We start from the raw sequence: 22,608 nt of genomic DNA on the forward strand, positions 1-22,608 counted from the left end.
TTTTATTTTGAAAGCTCTACTAAAGCACATCCTTTTATTGCAGAAATATTTTTTTCTTTACAGTAGTTAATTATTTCATCACTTTCTGCTCCTGGTTGTATAAGTATTTTATCTATACCTAAATCTACTGCTTCTTTTACTACATATATCCCTAAAACAGGATTTATACATAAATCTAATACATCTATTTTATGTGGAACATCTTTTACACTATTATAAACTTTATGATCTTCACTTTTAGGTTTTACTCCAATTACATTATACCCCTTAGCTTTTAAAGCATTCAATATTTTATATGCATATTTTGTTTCATTTAACACACTTCCTGCTACTATCCAATTTTTATAATTTAAAAATTCATTTGCTTCCATAAAAAAAACTCTCCTTTTATACTTTTTTTCTATTATAATATTTATTATAAGCATAATTATTATTTTCATAAGGAATATAAATTTGGTAAATTATAATTATTAAAAATAAACTAAATTTTACATAAAATAAGGAGAGATTTAAAAGTGTATCATGAAATTATAACTATAGGCGGTGGAGCTTCTGGTATAATGGCTTCTATAACAGCTAAAGATATGGGAAAAGATATAGCTATTATAGAAGGTACAGATAGAATAGGTAAAAAAATATTAGCAACTGGAAATGGCCGCTGTAATATAACTAATAAATTTACATCTCCATCTAAATATCACAGCAGTAATAAGGATTTTTTTAATAATATTCTAAATTCTTTTACTGTAAAAGATACTGAAAACTTTTTTAATTTTCTTGGTCTTCCTTTAGTTGAATTAGAATCTGGTAAGATGTATCCTATGTCTCTTCAAGCTTCTTCTGTTCTTGATATATTAAGAATAGCTATAGAAGAGCGAGACTTACCTTTATACTTAAATAATAAAGTAAAAAATATTAAAAAAACTAAAAAGGGATATAGAATTCAAACTTCTACAGATGTTTTTGAATGTAAAAAGTTAATAATAGCCTGTGGCGGTATGTCTTCCCCTAAAACTGGCTCTGATGGCTCTGGTTTCACTTTAGCTAAATCTTTAAACCATTCTATAATAAAACCTAAGCCAGCCTTAGTGCAGCTTAAATTAGATTTTAAAAGCCTTAAAGCTTTATCCGGCGTAAAATTTGATGGCAACATAGAAATTCATGTAAATGAAAAACTTATTAGAAAAGAGTTTGGGGAAATACTTTTTACAAACTACGGAATATCCGGTCCTCCAATACTCCAATTAAGTAGTATAGCATCTGATGCTGCTTTAGCTCAAAAAGAATGCTTTATACATGTAGATATGATGCCTACTTTGTCTAAAGATGAAATAGAAGAATTTTTAGAAAATCATTGGGGTACATTTTCATATAGAAGTGTATATTATTCCTTTATAGGAATAATAAATAAAAAAATCATCCCTATACTATTAAAAAATAGTGGTATAGTTGATATTCATAAGCCTTGTTATGATTTAGATTGGCATGAAAAACAAAGTATTTTGTCCCATTTAAAGGATTGGAAATTTAAAGTTATAGGAACTAACTCTTTTGGGAATTCTCAAGTAACTTCTGGAGGAATAAATACAAAAGAAGTTTCTTCAAAAACTTTAGAATCTAAAAAAAATAAAAATTTATATCTTTGCGGAGAAATATTAGATGTATTTGGAGATTGCGGTGGATATAACTTACAATGGGCCTGGGCTTCAGGTTATGTTGCTGGAATTAATGCTTCAAAAGATAAATAAATTAATATAATAAGAGCTAACTAAAATTTAATTTTATAGTTAGCTTTTATTCAATTTATGTATCTATTTTTTTACCCAATGAGTTTCACCAGCAGTAACTCTTTTTCCTTCATGATTTTCTATACTATGGGTAAATAATATACTTTTATCATCCTTATCTTTTATAGAAGTATATATATCTACATGCTTTCCATATTTTAATTCTTTTTCATAAGTTATACTTAATCTATCTAAATCATAGTTTAATACTATATCTAAAGGTATAGTTTCAATAAACCAAGATACATATTTTACATTATTCACATGTAAATTTGTATCTATATCACTATATCTTATATTAAAAGTTTTCTTATAATCATATTCTTTAGGAACCCTTATTTTAGGCAATTTAAAAGGTTCTTCTTTTACATCAGTAAGACCATAAGCTGATTTCATATCATCTGATATTCTTATAGGTTTTCTCTTTTCTCTATCTAATAAAAACCATATAGTATTAGCAGTAACTATAACATTTTTTTCTTTATCTATTATCTCAAATCTTCTATATGCATAAAACTTTCTTGATGCTAAAGGTATAGTTCTAACTTCTAGGTCTTGTCCAAATTTAGGGTACTTATTTATTTTTATATTCCATTTATATAACACCCAAGCTAAGTTATTATCTTTAAGATACTTAAGTCCAACCCCTAATTTTTCTGATTGATATATAGAAATATCTTCAAAATAATTCATTATAGTAGCTATTGATGCTCTTTTTTTATAGTCAATTTCATGATAATCCACATAAAAATTTTCACTAGTTATTACACCTTCCATTATGTTTCATCTCCATTCTGACAATTTTTTCATAATATACTTAAATATATAATACCAAATATTGTTTATATTTTTAATAATATAATACTATGTTATCTAAATATTTACAAAATAAAACCTCATGTGTTTCCACATGAGGTTTTATTTTATTTATTTAAAGCTTCTAATAAATCATCTATGTTCATTCCATGAACCATAGCTGCTTCTTCTAAAGTTTCTGCTTGAGCTGATGGGCATCCTACACAACCCATGCCGAAAGTCATAAGTGTTTCAGCAGCTCCTTCATGTTCTCTTACGATTTGGCCTATTGTCATATCTTTAGTTATTTTCATAACGTATACCTCTCTTCTTTTTAATTTAATTATTATTATTATAACAATAACTTACTTATATTTGAAGATACTATAGGTATTTTTTATAAAACAGTCTATCTTATTTTAAATGGATAACTTTTTATATATCAGATATTTTTATAGTTTGATTTCTTTTTGGTCCTACAGATGCTATTGATACTTTTGTTTCAGTAAATTCTTCAATTTTCTTTAAGTATTTTTTAGCATTTTCAGGTAATTCTTCATAAGATCTAGCATCAGCAATGCTTTCGTCCCAACCATCAAATTCTTCAAATATAGGTTCACATTCACCTAAATCTTCAAGACTAGCTGGTACATAATCTATTACTTCACCTTTTAATTTATATCCTACACATATTTTTATCTTATCAAGTCCTGCTAAAGTATCTATTTTTGTTACTGCAAAACTAGTAAGTCCTGATATTCTAGAAGAAGTTTTTAAGATACATAAATCAAGCCATCCACATCTTCTTGCTCTACCTGTAGTAACTCCAAATTCATGTCCTTTTTCTCTTATCCAATCTCCCATATCATCAAATAATTCTGTTGGGAATGGACCTTTTCCTACTCTTGTTGTATAAGCTTTAGCTATACCTACTCCATTTGTTATAGCTGTAGGACCTACACCTGCTCCTGTGCAAACTCCTCCTGCTATAGTGTTTGAAGATGTTACATATGGATAAGTTCCATAATCTATATCAAGTAGTGTTCCCTGTGCTCCTTCAAATAATACTTCTTTACCTTCTTTTATTTTCTTGTTTACTATAACAGATATATCTTTTACAAATGGTTTCATTCTTTCTGCATAACCACAATATTCTTCATAAACTTTATCGAAATCTAAAGCTTCTCCACCAAAAACTTTTGTTATTATTGGATTTTTAACTTCTAAAGCTTCTTTTAAGTTTTCTTTAAAAACTTCTTTATTTATTAAGTTACAAGCTCTTATTCCGCTTCTTTCCATTTTATCTGTATAACAAGGACCTATTCCTTTTCCAGTAGTTCCAATATCTTTTTTACCTCTAACTTTTTCTTTTATTCCATCTAAAACTCTATGATATGGCATTATTATATGGCATCTATCACTAATTACTAAGTTGTCTGGTGTTATACTTACTCCTAGTCCTTCTAAGTATTCTATTTCTTCAAATAGAGCTTTTGGATCTAAAACTACTCCGTTTCCTATAACATTTAATTTATTATTATAAAGTATTCCTGATGGTATTAAATGTAATTTGTATTCTTTTTCTCCAACAACTACTGTATGACCTGCATTATTTCCACCTTGAAATCTTACTACAACATCTGCATCTTCTGCTAGATAATCTGTCATTTTTCCTTTTCCTTCATCGCCCCATTGAGCACCTAAAACAATATACGCTGACATATACTTTTCCTCACTTTCATTTAAGAAAATCATGTATTTTTTATTAATTCATATATATATAAATTTGTTAACTTACTTATGTAAATAATTTGCTTTTCAAATCACATCTATTATATTAGCAAATAAAAAATAAAATATCAACTAAAAAACGAATGCTAAAATTTCAAAACTTATGATTGTTCGTAGTCATTTTAAATAAAATATTGCAGTGCACTTGCACTGCAATTATGTTTATATTTCTAGAATTTTTTTGCTAAAGCTCTTCCTATAAATACACCACTAGCAGAAGCTTGTGATAAAGAATGGGTTACCCCTGAACCATCACCTAAAACATATAATCCTTTAAGTTTTGTTTCTAAATTAGAATCTACTTCTACTTTAGAATTATAAAATTTAACTTCTACGCCGTATAGTAAAGTATCTTCATTAGCTGTTCCTGGAGCTATTTTATCTAATGCATAAATCATTTCTATAATTCCATCTAATTGTCTTTTAGGAATTACCAAACTTAAATCTCCTGGAGTAGCTTTTAATGTTGGATTTGTAAAACTCTTTGACATTCTATGATCATTAGTTCTTCTTCCCTTTACTAAATCACCAAATCTTTGTACAAGAACTCCTCCTCCTAGCATGTTACTTAATCTAGCTATAGATTCTCCATACTCATTGCTATTTTTAAAAGGTTCTGTAAATCTATTTGATACCAATAATGCAAAATTAGTATTTTTTGTATGAAGCTCTGGATTAGAATAACTATGTCCATTTACAGTTACAATACCGTTAGTATTTTCTGCTACAACTTCTCCATAAGGATTCATGCAAAAAGTTCTTACTAAATCTCCATATTTCTTAGTTCTATATACTATTTTACTCTCATAAACATCGTCTGTTATATGAGAAAAAACAGATCCTGGAAGTTCCACTCTAACACCAATATCTACTCTATTACTTTCTGTTTTTATACCTAACTTACTACATACACTAGAAATCCATTTAGATCCTGATCTACCAGTTGCTAAAACTAAGTTTTTAGTTTTAAAATCTCCTTTTTCTGTACTTATACTAAAAATATCATTTTCTTTTTCTATATCCTTTACTTCACAATTAAACTTCATATCAATTTTATCTTTTAAATAATCATATATATTCCCTAATATGTGAAGATTTCTATCAGTTCCTAAATGCCTAACTTTAGCGTCTAAAAGATGTAGATCATGTTGAAGGGCTTTTCTTTTTAAATCTGAGTTAGCTGTAGAATATAATTTAGCGTCTTTTCCGCCCATTTCACATAAAATTTCATCTACATAATTCATTAAATCTAAAGCTTCTTCTTTTCCAACATATTTATATAATTCTCCGCCAAAATTATTAGTTATGTTATATTTACCATCAGATAAGCTTCCTGCTCCACCATATCCATTCATTATGTTACATACTTTACAATGTATACAGTTTTTTATCTTTTTACCATCTATAGGACATTTTCTTTTTTCTAAGCTATTTCCTTTTTCTATTATTAAAACTTTCATAGTTGAATTCATTTTAGTCATTTCATAAGCAGCAAATATTCCACTTGCTCCTGCACCAATTATAACAACATCATAATTAATCATAGTTAATTACCTCCTAAAAACAGGATATCATACTACGAACATTAAATCAATATACGATTATAATGTTTGTATTTTTCATTGAAAATTAAAATTTGTTCTAATATTTAAAGTTTAAAAAGAAAAAAATCATAACTATATAGTATATGAATTAATAATTTCATTATTACTAAAATTAATTTTTTTTATTTTGACATATTTTTTTAATCATCCCATATATCTTTTGTTAATTTTTTTATTTCTTCAGAAATTTTTTTAGTCATTTCTTTATCTATTTTCATTTTCCCACTAATTTTATCTTTATAAACATAATCACCTTCTTTTAATTCTTTAGGAAATTTACGTATATTAATATTTAACATGGTTTTATTTTCTAATTCTAAAACAACTATATTTCCCTCAATTCTATCTACTATACCTTTCACTTAAATCACCCTCTATAAAAAATACCAATATTAATTATAGTATTACTTTTATTTAATAAATTTATATCAAATATTATAATAACTATAAATTAATATTGGTACATATTATTTAAATTCATAAAACTCTACTATTATTTTACTGAATTAAGTTTTTCTAATATCAAGCTTTCCATAGTAGAAATCTTTTCTTCTGCTTCTTTAGCAGTTTTTCCTTTAGTATATATATATATTTTAATTTTTGGCTCTGTACCTGAAGGTCTAACTGCATACCAACTTTCATCTTCTAAAAAGAATCTTAAAACATTAGATTTTGGTATTCTACAAGGCATCTTATGGCCACTTTCTACTTTATATTCTATTCTTCTATCATAATCTATATATCTTTCTAGTTTTACAGCATTAATTTCTTGAGGGAAATTATTTCTATAAAAACTCATCATTCTCTCAATTCTTTTTTTGCCTTCTATACCTTCTAATACTAATGATATTTGTTTTTCTCTGTAATAACCATACTTTTCATAAACTTCATTTAAAACATCTAATAAAGTTTTTCCTATTGATTTATAATAAGCTGCCGCTTCGCATAAAAGCATAGCAGAACTTACACCATCTTTATCTCTAACAAAAGTTCCTGTTACATATCCTATACTTTCTTCATATCCAAATATAAATTGTTTATCTTGTCTTATTAATTCAGGAATAAGTCCACATATATTTTTAAATCCTGTAAGAGCTTCAAACGTTTCTACTCCATAATCTTTAGCTATAGCCTTACCTAAATCTCCTGTTACTATTGATTTAACTATAGCTGGGTTTTTAGGTAGTATTCCTTTTTCTTTCATTCCTTCTATAATATAATTTATAAGTATAACTCCTGTTTGATTACCATTGAAAGGAACATATTCTCCATCTTTATTTCTAACTTCTATAGCCAATCTATCACAATCTGGATCTGTTGCAATTAAAAGCTCTGCTCCAACTTTTTTTCCTAGTTCTTCTGAATATTTAAAAGCTCTTGTATCTTCTGGATTTGGATATCCAACTGTAGTAAAATCTGGATCTGGATCTTTTTGTTCTGGAACTACAGTTATATTTTTAAATCCTCTTTCTTTTAAAACTCTTTGTACAGGAACACTTCCTGTACCATTTAAAGGAGTATATACAATTTGTATATCTTTATCTATATCTTCTCTTAAAGAAAGACCTTTAACTTTACCTATATACTCATCGTCTATATCTTTACCTAATATTTTTAAAAGTCCTAAATCTAAAGCTTTTTCTTCTTCTATCTTTTTAACTTTACTTAAATCATATACTTTAGATATTTCTTCTGTTATACCTGCAGCTACATGTGTTAATATTTGAGCTCCATCTTCAGAATATACTTTATATCCGTTATATTCTCTTGGATTATGGCTAGCAGTTACTACTATACCAGCTGCTGTATTTAATCTTCTAACTGTAAAAGAAAGCTCTGGAGTTGGTCTTAAATCCTCAAATAAATATGTTTTTATACCATTAGCTGCAAGAACTAATGCTGCAGCTTTTGCAAATTCTTTTGAAAAATGTCTGCAATCAAAGGCTATAGCAACACCTCTTTTTACATAATCTTCACCTTTTTTTGTTATATAATTTGCTAGTCCTTGAGTAACTTTAGATATGTTGTATATATTCATTCTATTTGTTCCCGCACCAATTTTACCTCTAAGGCCTGCAGTACCAAATTCTAATTCTTTATAAAATCTATCTTCTATTTCACTTTCATTATTTTTTATACTCTCTAACTCTTTTTTTGTATCTTCATCAATATATTCATTATTTAACCATTCTTTATATATCTCTCTATAATTCATATTAATCTCCTCTCTAATCATTAGTATACAACTTTATTATTTCAATATTCACTTTATAAATCCCTCTTAATTCATTTAATAATTGATAATTATTTTTAATTACCATGAATTAATTTATTCATTTGAAAAAATCTTGAAATTAATCTAAATTTTATATATTCTTTGGAGCTTCCGACAGGATTTGAACCTGCGACCTATTGATTACGAATCAATTGCACTACCCCTGTGCTACGAAAGCATACTGTATATAATATAATTTTAATATAATATGTTATAAATTTCAATATATTCAATTTTTTTAAAATATAACTATAATATTTTAATCATATCTTTTTGAAATTTTCCTTTAAATCATTATTTTTATTTATTATATTAAATTATCTCTATTATTCTAATGATTTCTAACTATTTTAATTTATAGTTTCTTATTTTAGACTTTGACTTTCTTTGACTTTAGTTTTATTATGTAAGTACAGTAAATGATAAACATTAAACATCATTAAATATATTTTATTAAATAGAGGAGGTTTTTTACTATGTTTAATATGGTTCCTTTTAGAAAAAATAATGAAATGTTAAAAAGAGGTGATGTTTTCGATAATTTGTTTGATGAATTCTTTTCAGATAGCTTTTTTTCGCCAATGAATGTAAAAGGATTTGGTAATGGATTCAAAGTAGATCTTAAAGAAACAGATTCATCTTATATGATTGAAGCTGATTTACCTGGAATAAAAAAAGAAGATATCACTGTAGAGTATAACAATAACTATTTAACTATTTGTGCTAAACGTGAAAATTCTGTAGATGATACAAAAGATAATTATGTAAGACGTGAAAGAAGTTATGGTGAATTTAAAAGAAGCTTTTATGTAGATAATATTAATGAAGAAAATATAGAGGCTAAATTTGATAATGGTGTATTAAACTTAACTCTTCCTAAAGCTCAAAAATCTGATGGAAGAAAAATAGATATAAATTAATTAAAGAGTAAATAGATAGATTTGTATAAAAACAAATCTATCTATTTACTCTTTAATATCGTTATTATTATATAATATTTAATTTAAGTAATATATAACTTGTTAAAATCTATTAAATCTTCATTTCTAAAACAAAAGTTATAACTCCATTTTTATAATCTGCACTTAGCTTCCCCTTATGAAGTTCTGCTATTGTTTTACTAATTGCTAACCCTAATCCAGAACTATTTTTATCCTTTGAACGTGATTTATCTGCTATATAAAATCTTTCAAACAAATTGTTTATATCTTCCCCTTCAAGACTATTACATTTGTTACTTATAGATATAATAACTTTTTCTCCTTCCTTTATAAGTTTTAAATTCACATCAGAAGGTTTAATACTATATTTTATGGCATTGGTAAAAAGATTGTTAAAAAGCCTAGCAATCTTATCTGCATCTCCATTAATTATAATATTTTCATCAATTAAGTCCTCTTTTAGTTTAAGATTATTGTTTTCAAATAAATCTATATATTCATCTATAACTTGCTCTATTAATTCATTTATACTAAATCTAGTAATGTTTAAAGTTATACTTCCTGAAGATAGCTTTGTATATATAAATAAATCATTTGTTAATTTTCTCAATGACTCTGATTTGTTTGAAATTATACCTATATATTTTAATAATTCATTTTTGTTTTTGTAGCCTCTTTCTTTTATAATTTCTACATAACCTATAATATTAGTAAGTGGTGTTCTTAAATCATGGGCTACATTAGTTATTAAATCTTGTTTAGATTTTTCTATTTTTCTTTCATTTTTTATTTTTCTTTCTAATTCTTCTGACATATTATTAATATTAAAAGCTATTAATTGAAGTTCATCTTTTCCCTTTTCTCTTATTCTATATTTTAAATTTCCTTTAGCTACCTCATTTAAACCATGACAAATTTCTTTTATATATTTTAATTTTGGTCTAATAAAAATACTAATTATAATAATAAAAATTATAATCATAAGTAAACTTCCTATATCCCCTGAATGTCTATCAATAAAGTGATCGACTTTAATTGGGTTTATATTTCCTTTCACCAATACATTAACAACTTCATTATTAACTTTTACTGCTGAAATTCTTGAGTAATAAACTCCCTTTCCATTTCCATCATATCTTATTTCATCTTGTAATGTAATTTGTTTATCTATTAACGGTTCTAAATCTATAGATTTTTCATTACTAGTTGATCCTTTATACAAAATCTTTTCTTTGTTATTTATTATATATATTTTAAGATTATTCTCTTTATATTTTTTTTCATACTTTTCTATAACTTTATTTATTTCATTACTTTTATTTGATACTTTTTTTAATTCTTTTATAAATTTAATATTTACATTACTAATTCTAGATGTATAATCAACATTACCTTTCACAAATGATCTCATTATAATACCAGATAAAACCATTGATATATATATACATACTAAAAACATAGTTATCATTTTAAATTTAAGTCCCAATTTAATCTTCAATTTTATACCCAACTCCCCATACAGTTTTTATATAATTATTTTCTTTTCCTATTTTCTTTCTTATTCTTCTTATATGAACGGTAACAGTTCTATCTAAACTTATATACTCTTTTTCCCATACATTTTCATAAATTGAAGCTATGCTAAAAACCTTTCCTCTATTTTTAGCAAGCAGTACTAATATTTTAAATTCATAAGGTGTTACTTTAATTTCCTTGTCTTTTAAAAATATTTGATGGTTAGATACATTTATAGAAAGTTCATCAATTTGTATTGTTTCCTTTTCATAAACCTTACCAAAATTATTATTTAACTCTTTATATCTTCTAAGTTGAGATTTTATTCTAGCTAAAAGTTCTAATGGACTAAAAGGTTTCCCAACATAATCATCAGCCCCAATAGTAAGTCCTAATATTTTATCAGCTTCATCAATTTTAGCAGATAAAATTATTATAGGAACGTTAAGATTTTCTCTTATTTTCATACATGCTTTTATTCCATCCATTTTGGGCATCATAATATCTAATATAATTAAATCAATTTTATTATTTTCTAATATTTTTAAAGCTTCCACTCCATTTGATGCTGTATACACTTTCATGTTTTGATTAACTAAATATATATTAATCATATCTCTTATATCTTTATCATCATCAACAACCAAAATAATACTTTTGTCCATATATATTCCTCCCTGTCTTCACTCATTATATATATTTTTTACAAAAGTAAAAACCTTCTTTCTTAATAATAATTGAGATAGCTACTCATTACATTTATTATTGTAATAAAAAAACATTACAAAATTACTCTAACAACTGCTAAAGTTTTATTACAAATTATTAAGATTTTGTTAAAATATTTCATTTATAAAATTCCAAAATTTATTTACTTAAAAAACAAAAAACATCGTAAGAATCCATATTAGAAAACTACGATATTTTATAAACTATGTTTTGTTTATTTATAAAAAAACTTTAAATAATTATATATTTTAAATTAAATATTTTTTATTTAAAATATTTCATATTATTTTTTGCTATTTCTTTATCAACATATTTACTATATATTTTTTCTATATCACTATTTTTAGTCTCACACTTACGGTTCATTATTTCGCTAATAAAATCTAATCTTTTATTTTTATCTTTTATTGAAGAAAGTATTTTGCCAGCAAAATACTGATTGTTTTCTTTAGTATAAACTTCCCCTTTTTTTGTTTTATCTTTTATAGTTTGGATATAATGATCTCCAAACTTACTATCATTAGTTAATTGTGGATATATAATAGTTTCATTAATAAAATCTATCCATCCTTCCTTTAACCTTTCATCAGATATAAATTTAAAACCTTTCTCTTCTAAATATCCTTTATAGAAGCACTCATTAACTTTATAATCTCTTTCTTTCTCTAAATCTAATAACATTTCTATTTTTAAAGGAATAAAATTCTTTTTTAAATCGGTAACATTTTCTCTAAAATATACTTGAAACTGTTTATTAGAATTAGTATTTTTAAAGTTTTTATCAATTATGTTTTTTATATTATTCCAGCTTGAAAATAAATAATTTACGTCTCTTGTTTCAAGACTTCTATATAATAACTGAGTTTTAGTATTCTTTTTTATAAACCAACCATTATTATCTACTATATTAATCTTTTCAAAAAAGTTAGTAGTATTGATATTTTCTGTATCATATACAGCATTAGCTAACACTAAACCATCTTTTACTGCTATAAATCCTCCTTGTTTTTCATTTAAAAGCCTATCTAAATCTTTATCATTAAATACTCTTCTTTGAATAAATAAAATTTTATTTTCTTTATTTAATGGATTTTGAAGTAAAATTCTATAAGAATTAGCATTATATATTCCGTTTTTATCTATCATTAAATCTCTTTTATCTAAATTAATATTAAGTTTTAATGCATCTTTAATATTATTTGCTAAATCAGAATTATATTTTGAAATAACTACAATATTTTTATCTTTATATTTTTCTAAATTAAGTTTATTCTCTTTTATAAAATTTATATTTTTATTTTTACAATATAAAAGTAAATTCTTATCAGTTTCATCTATAATGTAAACTGGCTTTTGATTTTTAGTTAAAACTTTACTTACAGAAACTGATCTATTGTAACTACTATATTTATTTTCAAAAATTACAATAATAAATATAGATAAACTTAAAGCTAATATTTTAAATACAATTTTCTTTATTTTTTTCTCACTACATATATATAATAAATTTATAAAAAACAATATTATAGATATTCCTATCATAAAATATAAATTACTCTTAATAATATGCTCTTTAAGGGATAAATTAAATGAAGATGCTATTAGTGGACAATACTTTCCAAATATAAAATTCCCTACTACAAGTTGAAAAATAAAATATCCTATGGATATAGAATATCCTTTAATAGTATCTTTTGTAATATTGCTTACAAGTAATCCTAAAAGAGTTAAAAATAAAGAATAGAAAAAAACTATTATAAAGTCTTTTACAAACATGCCTGTATAATATTTAGTAAACCACCCAATAAAAAATAATGATGCTATCATTAACTTACTTAGAAAAAAGTAAATAAAATATCTAGAAAAAACAATTTTATATAAAGGAGTTCCATTTGGAATTATCATTCCTTCTCTTTTATTGTCATATTCTTCTGATAACACGTTAGTACATAGTACAATTGGTATAAGAACTGCTGTAAGCTTTACAAACTCCCACAAATCTGCAAAGAGAATTAAAAATATACATGTAATATAATATAATCCTATAGAAACAATTAAAAATTTATTTTTAGTTTTTATAGAATATTTAATTTTTAATAAACTATTCACCTTTATCCTCCTTTTAATTATTATTTTGACGGCAATAAATAATTGTGCTAATAACAATGCATATTATTGCTACTGCTATATATGCTGCACCAACTAATATTACTTTTGGATCAATATAGTTTCTATTAATGAATAATTGAGAATATCTTACACGAGTAAATCCTGAAAAAATTGGTATTTTATCTAACATAAAAAATACAAGTAAAGGTAAAATAACAGAAACTATTGACTGTCTAAGAATAATATTTATCAAATTACTTAAAGCAATGAAAAAAATAATTAAAGGAAAAGAAAATAACAAAAACGTAATAATAAAAGTATATATGGAATAAATACTTTTTCCATAAAATATAGGAAAAATAATAGTTATAATACTTCCTAATAAAATATATTGTAAGTAAACACAAACTGCTGTTAAAAACTTCCCAAAGCTATACTGAAATGGAGAAATAGGATTAGTATATATAATGCTTAGCATATCACTTTTCCTATCATAATAATATATAATAAAAACTAATAATGGAATTAAATACATTCCTATTAAAAATGATTCATCTGAATATCTCATAGCAGCAAATCTACTATTTTTTAGGTTATCTATTAATGTAAAGTAATCTAAAATCATAGGTACTATAGAAACTAATATTATTCCTAATAAAGAAACAACACTTCTATTTAACCTTTTCATTTCTTTTCTTAATACAACAAAAGATTTCATAAAAATTTCTCCTTTTTAAGCTTAAAATTACTGCCTTATTTCATGCTCTGCATAAAATGCAAATAGGCATCTTCTAAATTAGGATAAACTGATTTTATATTAGAACCATCCCTTACATCTTGAGATTTAGCTAAAAATCTAACAATACTAGTACCACATGTTCTTCTTATTGAAATTATAGAATATTTATTCTTTAAATCTATTAATTCTTTATTGTTAGAAATAGTCTTTTCCCATATATAACCTTCTGTATTTTTTATAAATTCATCAGGAGTTCCTACAAATTTTAATTCTCCAGAAAACATTAACCCTAATTTTTCACAAGAAGCAGATATATCTTCTACAATATGAGTAGATAAAATAACAATTCTATCTTCACTCAATTCTACCAACATAGTTCTAAATTTAATTCTTTCCTCTGGATCTAACCCTGCTGTTGGTTCATCAACAACTAAAATTCGAGGATTTTTAATTATTGCTTGTGCTATACCTAATCTTCTTTTCATTCCACCGGAAAATTGTCCAACTTTACCACTTTTATGATCTAAAAGATTTACTTTAGAAAGAGTACTACAAATAAGTTTATCTCTATCACTTTTATCATTAATATTATTTAATAATGCTATATAATCTAAAAATTCATAAGCTGTCATTTGAGGATATATATTAAATTCCTGAGGTAAAAACCCAATTATCTCTCTTATATTCATTTTATTTTCTTTAATATCTTGTCCACAAATTTCTATTTTGGACCCTTTATCCGGTAAAATTAAAGTAGTAATAATTTTCATAAGTGTACTCTTTCCAGCGCCGTTATGTCCTAAAAGACCAAACATTCCATTTTCTATTTCTAAGTTAATATTTTTTAACACTCTTTTTTTATCATAAGTTTTACTAACATTTTTTATTGAAATAAAATTTTTCAAATATATTCCCCCATCTGTAACTTTATTATTGATTTTTATAAAATAATTAGTTAACAAATATTTTATCCTTTAATATGTAACTATACTGATCCACTCTTTCAAATTTCATAACTATATTTACTTATATTTCTTTTTAATTACATGTATATATACGTAAATAAAATTAAAAAAGTTTTTTCTTTTAAAAAATATTTTTATATTTTCTAAATAAAACAATAAAAAAACAGCAGTAGCTTTAATAACTACCACTGCTATTTTAAAAAATAAAATTTTTATTCTTGATGAACTACATCTAGATTACCAAATCTACTGTATTGTCCAAGCCATGCAAGTTTTACTGTTCCTGTTGGACCATTTCTTTGCTTTGCTATAATACATTCTCCTATATTCTTATCTTCTGTTTCTTTATCATAATACTCATCTCTATATAAAAACATAACTATATCTGCATCTTGTTCTATAGATCCTGATTCTCTTAAATCTGATAGCATAGGTCTATGATCAGATCTTGCTTCTGGTGCACGTGAAAGCTGAGATAAGGCAATAATAGGACAATTCATTTCTTTAGCTAATGCTTTTATAGATCTTGATATTTCTGATACCTCTTGCTGTCTGCTTTCAGAATTTCTTCCACCAGACATAAGTTGAAGATAATCCACAATAATCATGTCTATTCCATGTTCAATCTTAAGTCTTCTACATTTAGAACGCATTTCCATTACAGTTATACCTGGAGTGTCATCTATAAATATTTTAGCAGATGCTAAAGGTCCTGAAGCTCTAGCTATATTTTCCCAGTCCTTATCATCTAAATCACCAGTTCTAAGCTTTAACATATCTACGTTAGCTTGAGAACAAAGTAATTTATAAGAAAGTTGTTCTTTTGACATTTCCAGGGAAAACATTGCTACACTTTGGCCTGCTCTAAGAGCTGCATATTCTGCTATATTTAATGCAAAAGTAGTTTTACCCATAGATGGTCTTGCAGCTATAAGAACCATATCAGATCTTTGAAATCCTGAAGTTTTAGCATCTAATTCTCTAAATCCTGAAGGTACTCCTGTTGTTTCGCCTTTGTTTTTAAAGAGCCTTTCTATTTCTAAAAATCCTCTTTCTAAAACATTGCTTAAAGGCTCAAAATCAGAAGTTGTAGTATCATTTGAAATATCAAAAATCTTTTTTTCTGCAACATCTATTACAGACTCCACATCATCTTGTTTATTATAACAACCTTCTATTATTTCAGTAGAAGATCTTATAAGTTTTCTTAATATAGATTTATCCTTTATTATTTTTATGTAAGAATGAATATTGGCTGTAGATATTATAGAATTACAAAGTTGAGTTATATAACTTATTCCACCTGAGGCTTCTAGTTTTTCTTTATTTCTTAAGTTTTCTGTAATTGTTAAAACATCTACTGCTGTATCCTTTTGATATAAATCAACAATTGAACTAAATATAATTTTATGGGAATCTTTATAAAAATCATCGGTGTTTAAAACCTCTACAGCATCTGCTATAGAGGTTTTATCGATGATCATAGATCCTAATACATTCTGTTCTGCTTCTATACTTTGTGGCATACTTTTCATTGGCATATTATCTATGGCCATTGTTATCTCTCCTTAAACACAGTAGATTAAAATACAATATCCATGATTTCTTCGATATTATCTACTAATTTAACTTCTATATCATCTAAACCTTTAGGAACTTCATTTGAATTTTCTTTTGGAACTATAACTGTTTTTATCCCTTTTCTTCTTGCTCCATATATTTTTTCAAATATACCACCTACAGGTTTAACTTTTCCTCTAAGAGATATCTCACCTGTTATAGCTATATTCTGTTTTATAGGTTTGTTTAAAAGTGCACTAATTATACAAGTTGTTATAGCAGCACCTGCTGATGGTCCGTCTATTTTTCCGCCACCTATAGCATTAACATGTATGTCATAATCATTCATATTTTTATCTGTTATTCTTCTTATAACAGATGCTGCATTAAATACTGAATCCTTCGCCATACTTCCTGCTGTATCATTAAATCTTATAGAACCTTTTCCCTTTTGAGCTGATTTAAATACTGAAGACTCTATTTCAATAGTAGAACCTATATATCCACTTACTCCTAGTCCATAAATATGACCTACTTCAGTTTCATTTTTGTTAGTAATTCTTTCATAAGGAGTAAGTCTACTTATTGATATAACATGTTCTAAATCTTTTAAAGTTATTTTTACTTTCTCATTTAAATTAGCCTTTTTATTATAAAGAACATATCCATAAGCATCTGATAACATGTTTACAGCTCTTCTACCTTCTATTGTATATCTGCTTATAGTCTCTGCTACTTCATCTTCTATTTCAATTTTAAGCTTGCTTGCAGCGCTTTTTACTATATCTTGTATGTCACTTGCTGATAGTGGTTCAAAAAACACCTCTGCACTTCTTGATCTTAATGCTGGATTAATCTTACTAGGATCTCTAGTAGTAGCCCCTATTAAAACAAAATCTGCTGGTGCTCCTTTTTCAAATAAATATTTTATATATTTAGGTATATTTTCATCATCTGGATCATAATAAGAAGATGAAAATTCTACTCTTTTATCCTCTAAAACTTTTAATAATTTATTTTGAAGCATATCATCTAGCTCACCAATTTCATCTATAAAAAGAACTCCTTTATGTGCATCTGTTACAAGTCCTGTTTTAGGTTCTGGTATTCCTGTTTCTGCTAAATCTCTTTTAGATCCTTGATATATAGGATCATGTACAGATCCTAAAAGTGGATTAGTTATTTCTCTTGGATCCCATCTTAATGTTGTACCATCTACTTCAATAAATTTAGAATCACCATCAAAAGGAGTGTAATGAAGTTTTTTAACTTCTTCTAAAGCAAGTCTTGCTGCAGAAGTTTTTCCAACTCCTGGTGGTCCATAAAGTATAACATGTTGTGGATATGGTGATGCTATTTTAGATAAAAGAGATTTTACTGCTCTTTCTTGACCTATAATTTCTGAAAATGAATCTGGTCTTAATAGCTGCTGTATACCTTCACTTGCGTTTTTCTTATCTAATTTTTTAAGCCTATCATATTTGCTCATAGTTCTTCTATTTTCTGAACCTTTTTGCTTCTTTATAATGTTAAGCTTAACTTCATCTATATATTTTTCTTGCTTTTCCATTAATGATTTTTCTACTTCTTTTTCTATCTTGTTTTCTACATATTTTTGAGCTAAAACTTCAACTATTACGTCATTTGTTTCCTCTAAAATATCCTTTGCATTTTCCTTTGTAGGTATCACTTCAATACCTTTTGTATCACTAACGATTCTATTTAAAGCATATAATTTTTCATATATATTTTTACTATCAACATATTTTTGTAATTTATATTTTATTATTCTACTTCTTATAGTTCCATCTTTGATTAATCTTTTAGCTATTTGAAACAATACATCAACTTGAACTTCTAATGAAGCATTGTTATCGTATATTGTATCCATTGCTTCTTTTTCTAACTCATCTAAAAATTCAGATTTCACAGCTATCCTCCTATTCCCCGCTAACTACAACTTTAACTTTTGTTGAAACCTCCGGATAAATTTTTAATTCAACATCATATGAACCTAATTGTCTTATAGCCTCTGATACAATTTTTTTCTTATCTATCTTAACTTTATATTGGTCTTTTATCTTTTGAGCTATATCTTTTGAAGTTATTGATCCAAAAAGTCTTCCATTTTCTCCTGTTTTAACTTTAAAATTAACTTCTTTACCTTTTAAGCTATTAGCAACTTTTTGAGCTTCTTCTAATTCTTTTAATTTTTTTCTTCTTTCTGCTTCTTTTTTATTATTTAATATGTGTAAATTATTATTTGTAGCTTCTTCAGCTAATTTTCTAGGAAATAAATAATTTCTAGCATATCCATCTGAAGTATTTACAAGTTCTCCTTTTTTACCTAATGACTTAACATCTTTTAATAATATAACTTTCATTATTATTCACCTTCCCTTAAGTATTTATCTATAGCATCTTTAAGTTTTTTCACAGTATCTTCTGTACTTAATGTTAGTTTTGAACCTGCTATAGTCATATGTCCTCCTCCACCTAACATTTCCATTATAACCTGAACATTTATTTTTCCAAGAGATCTACCACTAATATATACTTCATTTTCTATATTAACAAGAACAAATGAAGCTCTAATTCCTCTTATATTAAGAAGTTCATCCGCAGCTTGAGCTGCTAGTACAGTACTTTTTATATTAGAGGGGCATACAGCTATAGCAATGTCTCTATCTACTTTAGCTGATTTTATTATCTCAGATTTTTGAACATAACTTTCTAAATCATTAGAAAATAATTTTTTAACATCAATGGTGTCAGCTCCTAACCTCTTTAAAAAGGAAGCTGCTTGAAATGTTCTTACGCCAGTTTTAAAATAAAAATTCTTAGTATCTATATATATACCTGCTAAAAGTGCTTCTGCTACTATAGAACTTATTTTAGGCTTCTCCACCATATATTGTATCATTTCTGTTACAAGCTCAGAAGCTGATGAAGCATAGGGCTCTATATAACTTAAAATAGGATTTTCTATACAATCTGTTGCTCTTCTATGATGATCTATTATAACAATCCTATTAAATCTTTCTATTAAATCATTATTTTGTACATAACCTTTACTATGAGCATCTACTATTATAAGAAGACTATCTTCATCTATTAATTCTTTAGATTCTATATTATTTATAAAAACATCTTTAAAATCTTCTTCTTCTTTTATTTTTTCTAATAAAAAATGTGTACTGTTATTGCTATTTTCTAAAATTATATAACACTTTTTATTAAGCTGAGAAATAATACTATGAAGACCTGTAGCTGATCCTATACAGTCTATGTCAGGGTTCTTATGTCCCATTATAAATATTTTACTACTTTCATTTATTAAATTCACTAAAGCATGAGCTATAACTCTAGCCCTTACTTTTGTTCTTTTCTCTACTTCTTTTGTTTTTCCTCCATAGAAAAACAGTTTATCTTTATTTTTTACTACTGCTTGGTCTCCACCACGGCCTAAAGCAAGCTCTTTAGCTGCCATAGCATAATTATAGTTATCTACAGGTGTCTTTCCACCTTTTCCTATACCAATGCTTAAAGTAGGAGACATTTTATTACCTATATCAATATTTCTTATTTCATCTAATATACTAAATTTCTTATCCATATTTTCATCTATATAAAAATTTTGAACTGATATAATATACTTATTAGATTGGTATTTTTTCATCATAGCTTTCATATCTTTAGAAAAAATACTTATATTTCTTTCTATTTCAGCTACAAGAAGTGGTTTTTTGTCCTCTTCTACTCCTTTTATAACTTCATCTAAGTTATCAACTTCAACAAGCATTATACCTTCTTTTTTAGATTCTACTGTCTTTATTATTTCTAAAATATTAGTTACATCATATAAATACATAAGAAGCATCTTATTTTCTTTATATTCATCATAGATTATATTTGAGTATATATCATAATACCTATCTTTAAAAGATATATTTTTAAATAAATTTTTTTTACCTTCAATTGCCTGTTTAAACTTAAATTTTTTAAATTCACTTGATATATTAGATCCTAAAAGGTCTTTTCCATGAAGTATAACAGAAAATTCTTTGTTGTACCATAATATACTTCCATCATTAGATATAACAATCATTGGAAATGGTGAATTCATTAAAGTACTTTTAAAGGCAGTATCCATTTTAGATGAAAAATTTTTTATGAAATTTTTAAGCTCATTCTTCTTAAGCTTTATGTTTCTTAGATTATATACAACTAATAATCCATAAACAGCTATTGATATAAGTCCTATAATAATATGCTGATACAAAAATAAAATCATTATAAAAACAGCTATTATTACCATATATATTTTATTAGTTGTAATAAAACTATCATATTTGTTATCCATAAGCAATAATCACCTATCTATCTTTTTTTATAACTCCTAAATGAATCTAATTTTCTAAAGTCAAATACCATATCAATTAACCCTGTAAATATATATATCATGCTAATAGGTGAAAATAAAGTTATTATTAATATAAATATCATAATCCCTTTAGACATTTTAAATTTATTTTTAGCATAATATACAAAACAAGCTATACCATTTATTATAAATATAAATTGAAGTATAGATAAAGAACCTATAAATATATATTCTCCTAAACTTATATTAAACCTTTCTAAAACAGAACCTAATAATAAACAAATTCCTATAATAGTTCCTACTTTAATATTTATATGGATATAACTAAAAGACTTTGCTTCTTTTATATTTTTATATCTTAATTTTTTTAATATATAAACTGTAACTATATAATCTATATAACCTAAAATAAATGAAGATGATATCAAAACTCCTGGAAGCATTTTAAGTACATTTTCTGTCTTTAAAACTTCTTTATATTGATTTATTAAAACTGCTGTCTCTTCATTAGGCATTACAGCTTTATACGTATCTAAAGAATCCCTTAAAGGTTTAAAAATTTCATCTACCATTGTAAATAAATCTTTTCCATTTATCAAAAATGCAGCTAATAAAAAACTTGCTGTAAATATTATTATAAATCCTATACCTAAAAAAACTAATGTTTTAGACATCTTTATATTATTTTTAATACAATATCCAAGTATTAATCCAATAACAGAAGCTAATATAGATACTAATCCTGTTATAGGATTAAATATCATAGATGTAATTATTCCTGTTAAAATTATAGAGCTTAGAGAATACTTAAAACCATTTCTTATATATATAACAGTTACAGGTATAGGCAATATAACCTGGCCTATAGGTAGATAAACATTAATTACTGAAAGTATTACCATTAAGGCTATCATCATTGCTGTCTCTATTATTCTTTTAATTTTAATTTGCCTGTTTTCCATAGATTCCTCCATTATTTTCTTTCTTTAATGTGACTATATAATCTACTTAATGATTTTTCTTCTTTTTCTATATTGTCTTCTTCAACTATTCCAAGTTTTAATTTCTTTTTAATGTCATCATCTACTGAAGTATAAGAATATCCTAGTTTTTCCGCTAAAAGATAGAGTATTATTATAGCTCCTGATATACATTGAAGTATAGCATCATGAGCCACATTTGTACCTTTTGTTAAAAGTTTAAAAAAATCTCCTATTATGCAAATAAGATCCGCTTTTAATTCTTCAATAACTTTTATGTTACGCATAATATTAAAGTCATTTCTATCCATACAACATCCAACCCCTCTTACGTCCTATAACTATATTTTAGTTATATTTTGTACTTTATGCAATAATTGATACATCATTAAATAGTATTAAATTATAATTATGTATTTTTTTAACTTTTACAA

The 22,608-nt window shown here is 25.5% G+C and carries 20 protein-coding genes and 1 tRNA gene; 2 read left to right on the plus strand and 19 right to left on the minus strand.

Annotated features, from left to right (window positions below; translation table 11 throughout):
• Positions 1 to 2: 2 nt before the first annotated feature.
• On the minus strand, positions 3 to 371 hold the full coding sequence (locus tag ABDZ71_RS16075; protein WP_343763191.1) for a CoA-binding protein: 369 nt from the start codon (positions 369 to 371) through the stop codon (positions 3 to 5).
• Between the two features lie 144 nt (positions 372 to 515).
• On the opposite strand from ABDZ71_RS16075, the gene ABDZ71_RS16080 reads away from it, so the two are divergent.
• Positions 516 to 1,748: a BaiN/RdsA family NAD(P)/FAD-dependent oxidoreductase gene (locus tag ABDZ71_RS16080; protein ID WP_343763193.1), complete on the plus strand. Its 1,233-nt coding sequence runs from the start codon at positions 516 to 518 to the stop codon at positions 1,746 to 1,748.
• 63 nt (positions 1,749 to 1,811) lie between these two features.
• Here ABDZ71_RS16080 and ABDZ71_RS16085 read toward each other — a convergent pair whose 3' ends face one another.
• The 7 genes from ABDZ71_RS16085 to ABDZ71_RS16115 form a co-directional block, all read right to left on the minus strand.
• The gene (locus ABDZ71_RS16085) at positions 1,812 to 2,564 is read right to left on the minus strand and encodes an acyl-[acyl-carrier-protein] thioesterase (protein WP_343763195.1); all 753 of its coding nucleotides are present in this window, start codon (positions 2,562 to 2,564) and stop codon (positions 1,812 to 1,814) included.
• Between the two features lie 146 nt (positions 2,565 to 2,710).
• Positions 2,711 to 2,896: a DUF1858 domain-containing protein gene (locus tag ABDZ71_RS16090; RefSeq protein WP_343763197.1), complete on the minus strand. Its 186-nt coding sequence runs from the start codon at positions 2,894 to 2,896 to the stop codon at positions 2,711 to 2,713.
• A 121-nt stretch (positions 2,897 to 3,017) separates the two neighbouring features.
• Positions 3,018 to 4,304 carry an adenylosuccinate synthase gene (locus tag ABDZ71_RS16095; RefSeq protein ID WP_343763200.1) on the minus strand — a complete coding sequence of 429 codons (1,287 nt, stop codon included), beginning with the start codon at positions 4,302 to 4,304 and terminating at the stop codon, positions 3,018 to 3,020.
• A gap of 239 nt (positions 4,305 to 4,543) precedes the next feature.
• Positions 4,544 to 5,917, minus strand: coding sequence for an NAD(P)/FAD-dependent oxidoreductase (locus ABDZ71_RS16100; protein WP_343763202.1), 1,374 nt, complete (start codon positions 5,915 to 5,917; stop codon positions 4,544 to 4,546).
• A 200-nt stretch (positions 5,918 to 6,117) separates the two neighbouring features.
• Positions 6,118 to 6,339 carry a DUF3006 domain-containing protein gene (locus tag ABDZ71_RS16105; protein WP_343763204.1) on the minus strand — a complete coding sequence of 74 codons (222 nt, stop codon included), beginning with the start codon at positions 6,337 to 6,339 and terminating at the stop codon, positions 6,118 to 6,120.
• Between the two features lie 131 nt (positions 6,340 to 6,470).
• Positions 6,471 to 8,192, minus strand: a complete 1,722-nt coding sequence (locus ABDZ71_RS16110; protein WP_343763206.1) for a phospho-sugar mutase — start codon at positions 8,190 to 8,192, stop codon at positions 6,471 to 6,473.
• 163 nt (positions 8,193 to 8,355) lie between these two features.
• A tRNA-Thr gene (locus ABDZ71_RS16115) sits at positions 8,356 to 8,430 on the minus strand.
• Positions 8,431 to 8,728: 298 nt separating this feature from the next.
• Here ABDZ71_RS16115 and hsp18 point away from each other — a divergent pair.
• Positions 8,729 to 9,172 carry a heat shock protein Hsp18 gene (gene hsp18 / locus ABDZ71_RS16120; protein WP_343763208.1) on the plus strand — a complete coding sequence of 148 codons (444 nt, stop codon included), beginning with the start codon at positions 8,729 to 8,731 and terminating at the stop codon, positions 9,170 to 9,172.
• Positions 9,173 to 9,284: 112 nt separating this feature from the next.
• On the opposite strand, the gene ABDZ71_RS16125 is transcribed toward hsp18, so the two are convergent.
• From ABDZ71_RS16125 to ABDZ71_RS16175, 11 genes are all read right to left on the minus strand, one after another.
• Positions 9,285 to 10,691 carry a sensor histidine kinase gene (locus ABDZ71_RS16125; protein WP_343763210.1) on the minus strand — a complete coding sequence of 469 codons (1,407 nt, stop codon included), beginning with the start codon at positions 10,689 to 10,691 and terminating at the stop codon, positions 9,285 to 9,287.
• A complete protein-coding gene (locus tag ABDZ71_RS16130; protein WP_343763211.1) occupies positions 10,681 to 11,373 on the minus strand; it encodes a response regulator transcription factor in 693 nt (230 codons plus the stop codon). Before ABDZ71_RS16130 ends, ABDZ71_RS16125 begins: the two co-directional genes overlap by 11 nt.
• 328 nt (positions 11,374 to 11,701) lie before the next feature.
• The gene (locus tag ABDZ71_RS16135) at positions 11,702 to 13,546 is read right to left on the minus strand and encodes a hypothetical protein (protein ID WP_343763213.1); all 1,845 of its coding nucleotides are present in this window, start codon (positions 13,544 to 13,546) and stop codon (positions 11,702 to 11,704) included.
• A 13-nt stretch (positions 13,547 to 13,559) separates the two neighbouring features.
• Positions 13,560 to 14,264: an ABC transporter permease gene (locus ABDZ71_RS16140; protein WP_343763216.1), complete on the minus strand. Its 705-nt coding sequence runs from the start codon at positions 14,262 to 14,264 to the stop codon at positions 13,560 to 13,562.
• Positions 14,265 to 14,299: 35 nt separating this feature from the next.
• Positions 14,300 to 15,190 carry an ABC transporter ATP-binding protein gene (locus ABDZ71_RS16145; protein ID WP_343763218.1) on the minus strand — a complete coding sequence of 297 codons (891 nt, stop codon included), beginning with the start codon at positions 15,188 to 15,190 and terminating at the stop codon, positions 14,300 to 14,302.
• 272 nt (positions 15,191 to 15,462) lie between these two features.
• Positions 15,463 to 16,806 carry a replicative DNA helicase gene (locus ABDZ71_RS16150; RefSeq protein WP_343763220.1) on the minus strand — a complete coding sequence of 448 codons (1,344 nt, stop codon included), beginning with the start codon at positions 16,804 to 16,806 and terminating at the stop codon, positions 15,463 to 15,465.
• 26 nt (positions 16,807 to 16,832) lie between these two features.
• The gene (gene lonC / locus ABDZ71_RS16155; protein WP_343763222.1) at positions 16,833 to 18,740 is read right to left on the minus strand and encodes a Lon family ATP-dependent protease; all 1,908 of its coding nucleotides are present in this window, start codon (positions 18,738 to 18,740) and stop codon (positions 16,833 to 16,835) included.
• A gap of 10 nt (positions 18,741 to 18,750) precedes the next feature.
• Positions 18,751 to 19,194, minus strand: a complete 444-nt coding sequence (gene rplI, locus ABDZ71_RS16160; protein WP_343763224.1) for a 50S ribosomal protein L9 — start codon at positions 19,192 to 19,194, stop codon at positions 18,751 to 18,753.
• A 2-nt stretch (positions 19,195 to 19,196) separates the two neighbouring features.
• Positions 19,197 to 21,173 carry a DHH family phosphoesterase gene (locus tag ABDZ71_RS16165; RefSeq protein ID WP_343763226.1) on the minus strand — a complete coding sequence of 659 codons (1,977 nt, stop codon included), beginning with the start codon at positions 21,171 to 21,173 and terminating at the stop codon, positions 19,197 to 19,199.
• 17 nt (positions 21,174 to 21,190) lie between these two features.
• Positions 21,191 to 22,156 carry a DUF2232 domain-containing protein gene (locus ABDZ71_RS16170; protein WP_343763228.1) on the minus strand — a complete coding sequence of 322 codons (966 nt, stop codon included), beginning with the start codon at positions 22,154 to 22,156 and terminating at the stop codon, positions 21,191 to 21,193.
• 11 nt (positions 22,157 to 22,167) lie between these two features.
• Entirely contained in the window at positions 22,168 to 22,485 is a 318-nt protein-coding gene (locus tag ABDZ71_RS16175; protein WP_343763230.1) for a MazG-like family protein, read from the minus strand.
• Positions 22,486 to 22,608: the final 123 nt, after the last annotated feature.

This window comes from Clostridium oceanicum, from assembly GCF_039521385.1.
In the GTDB taxonomy this organism is placed as follows: Bacteria; Bacillota; Clostridia; order Clostridiales; family Clostridiaceae; genus Clostridium_F; species Clostridium_F oceanicum.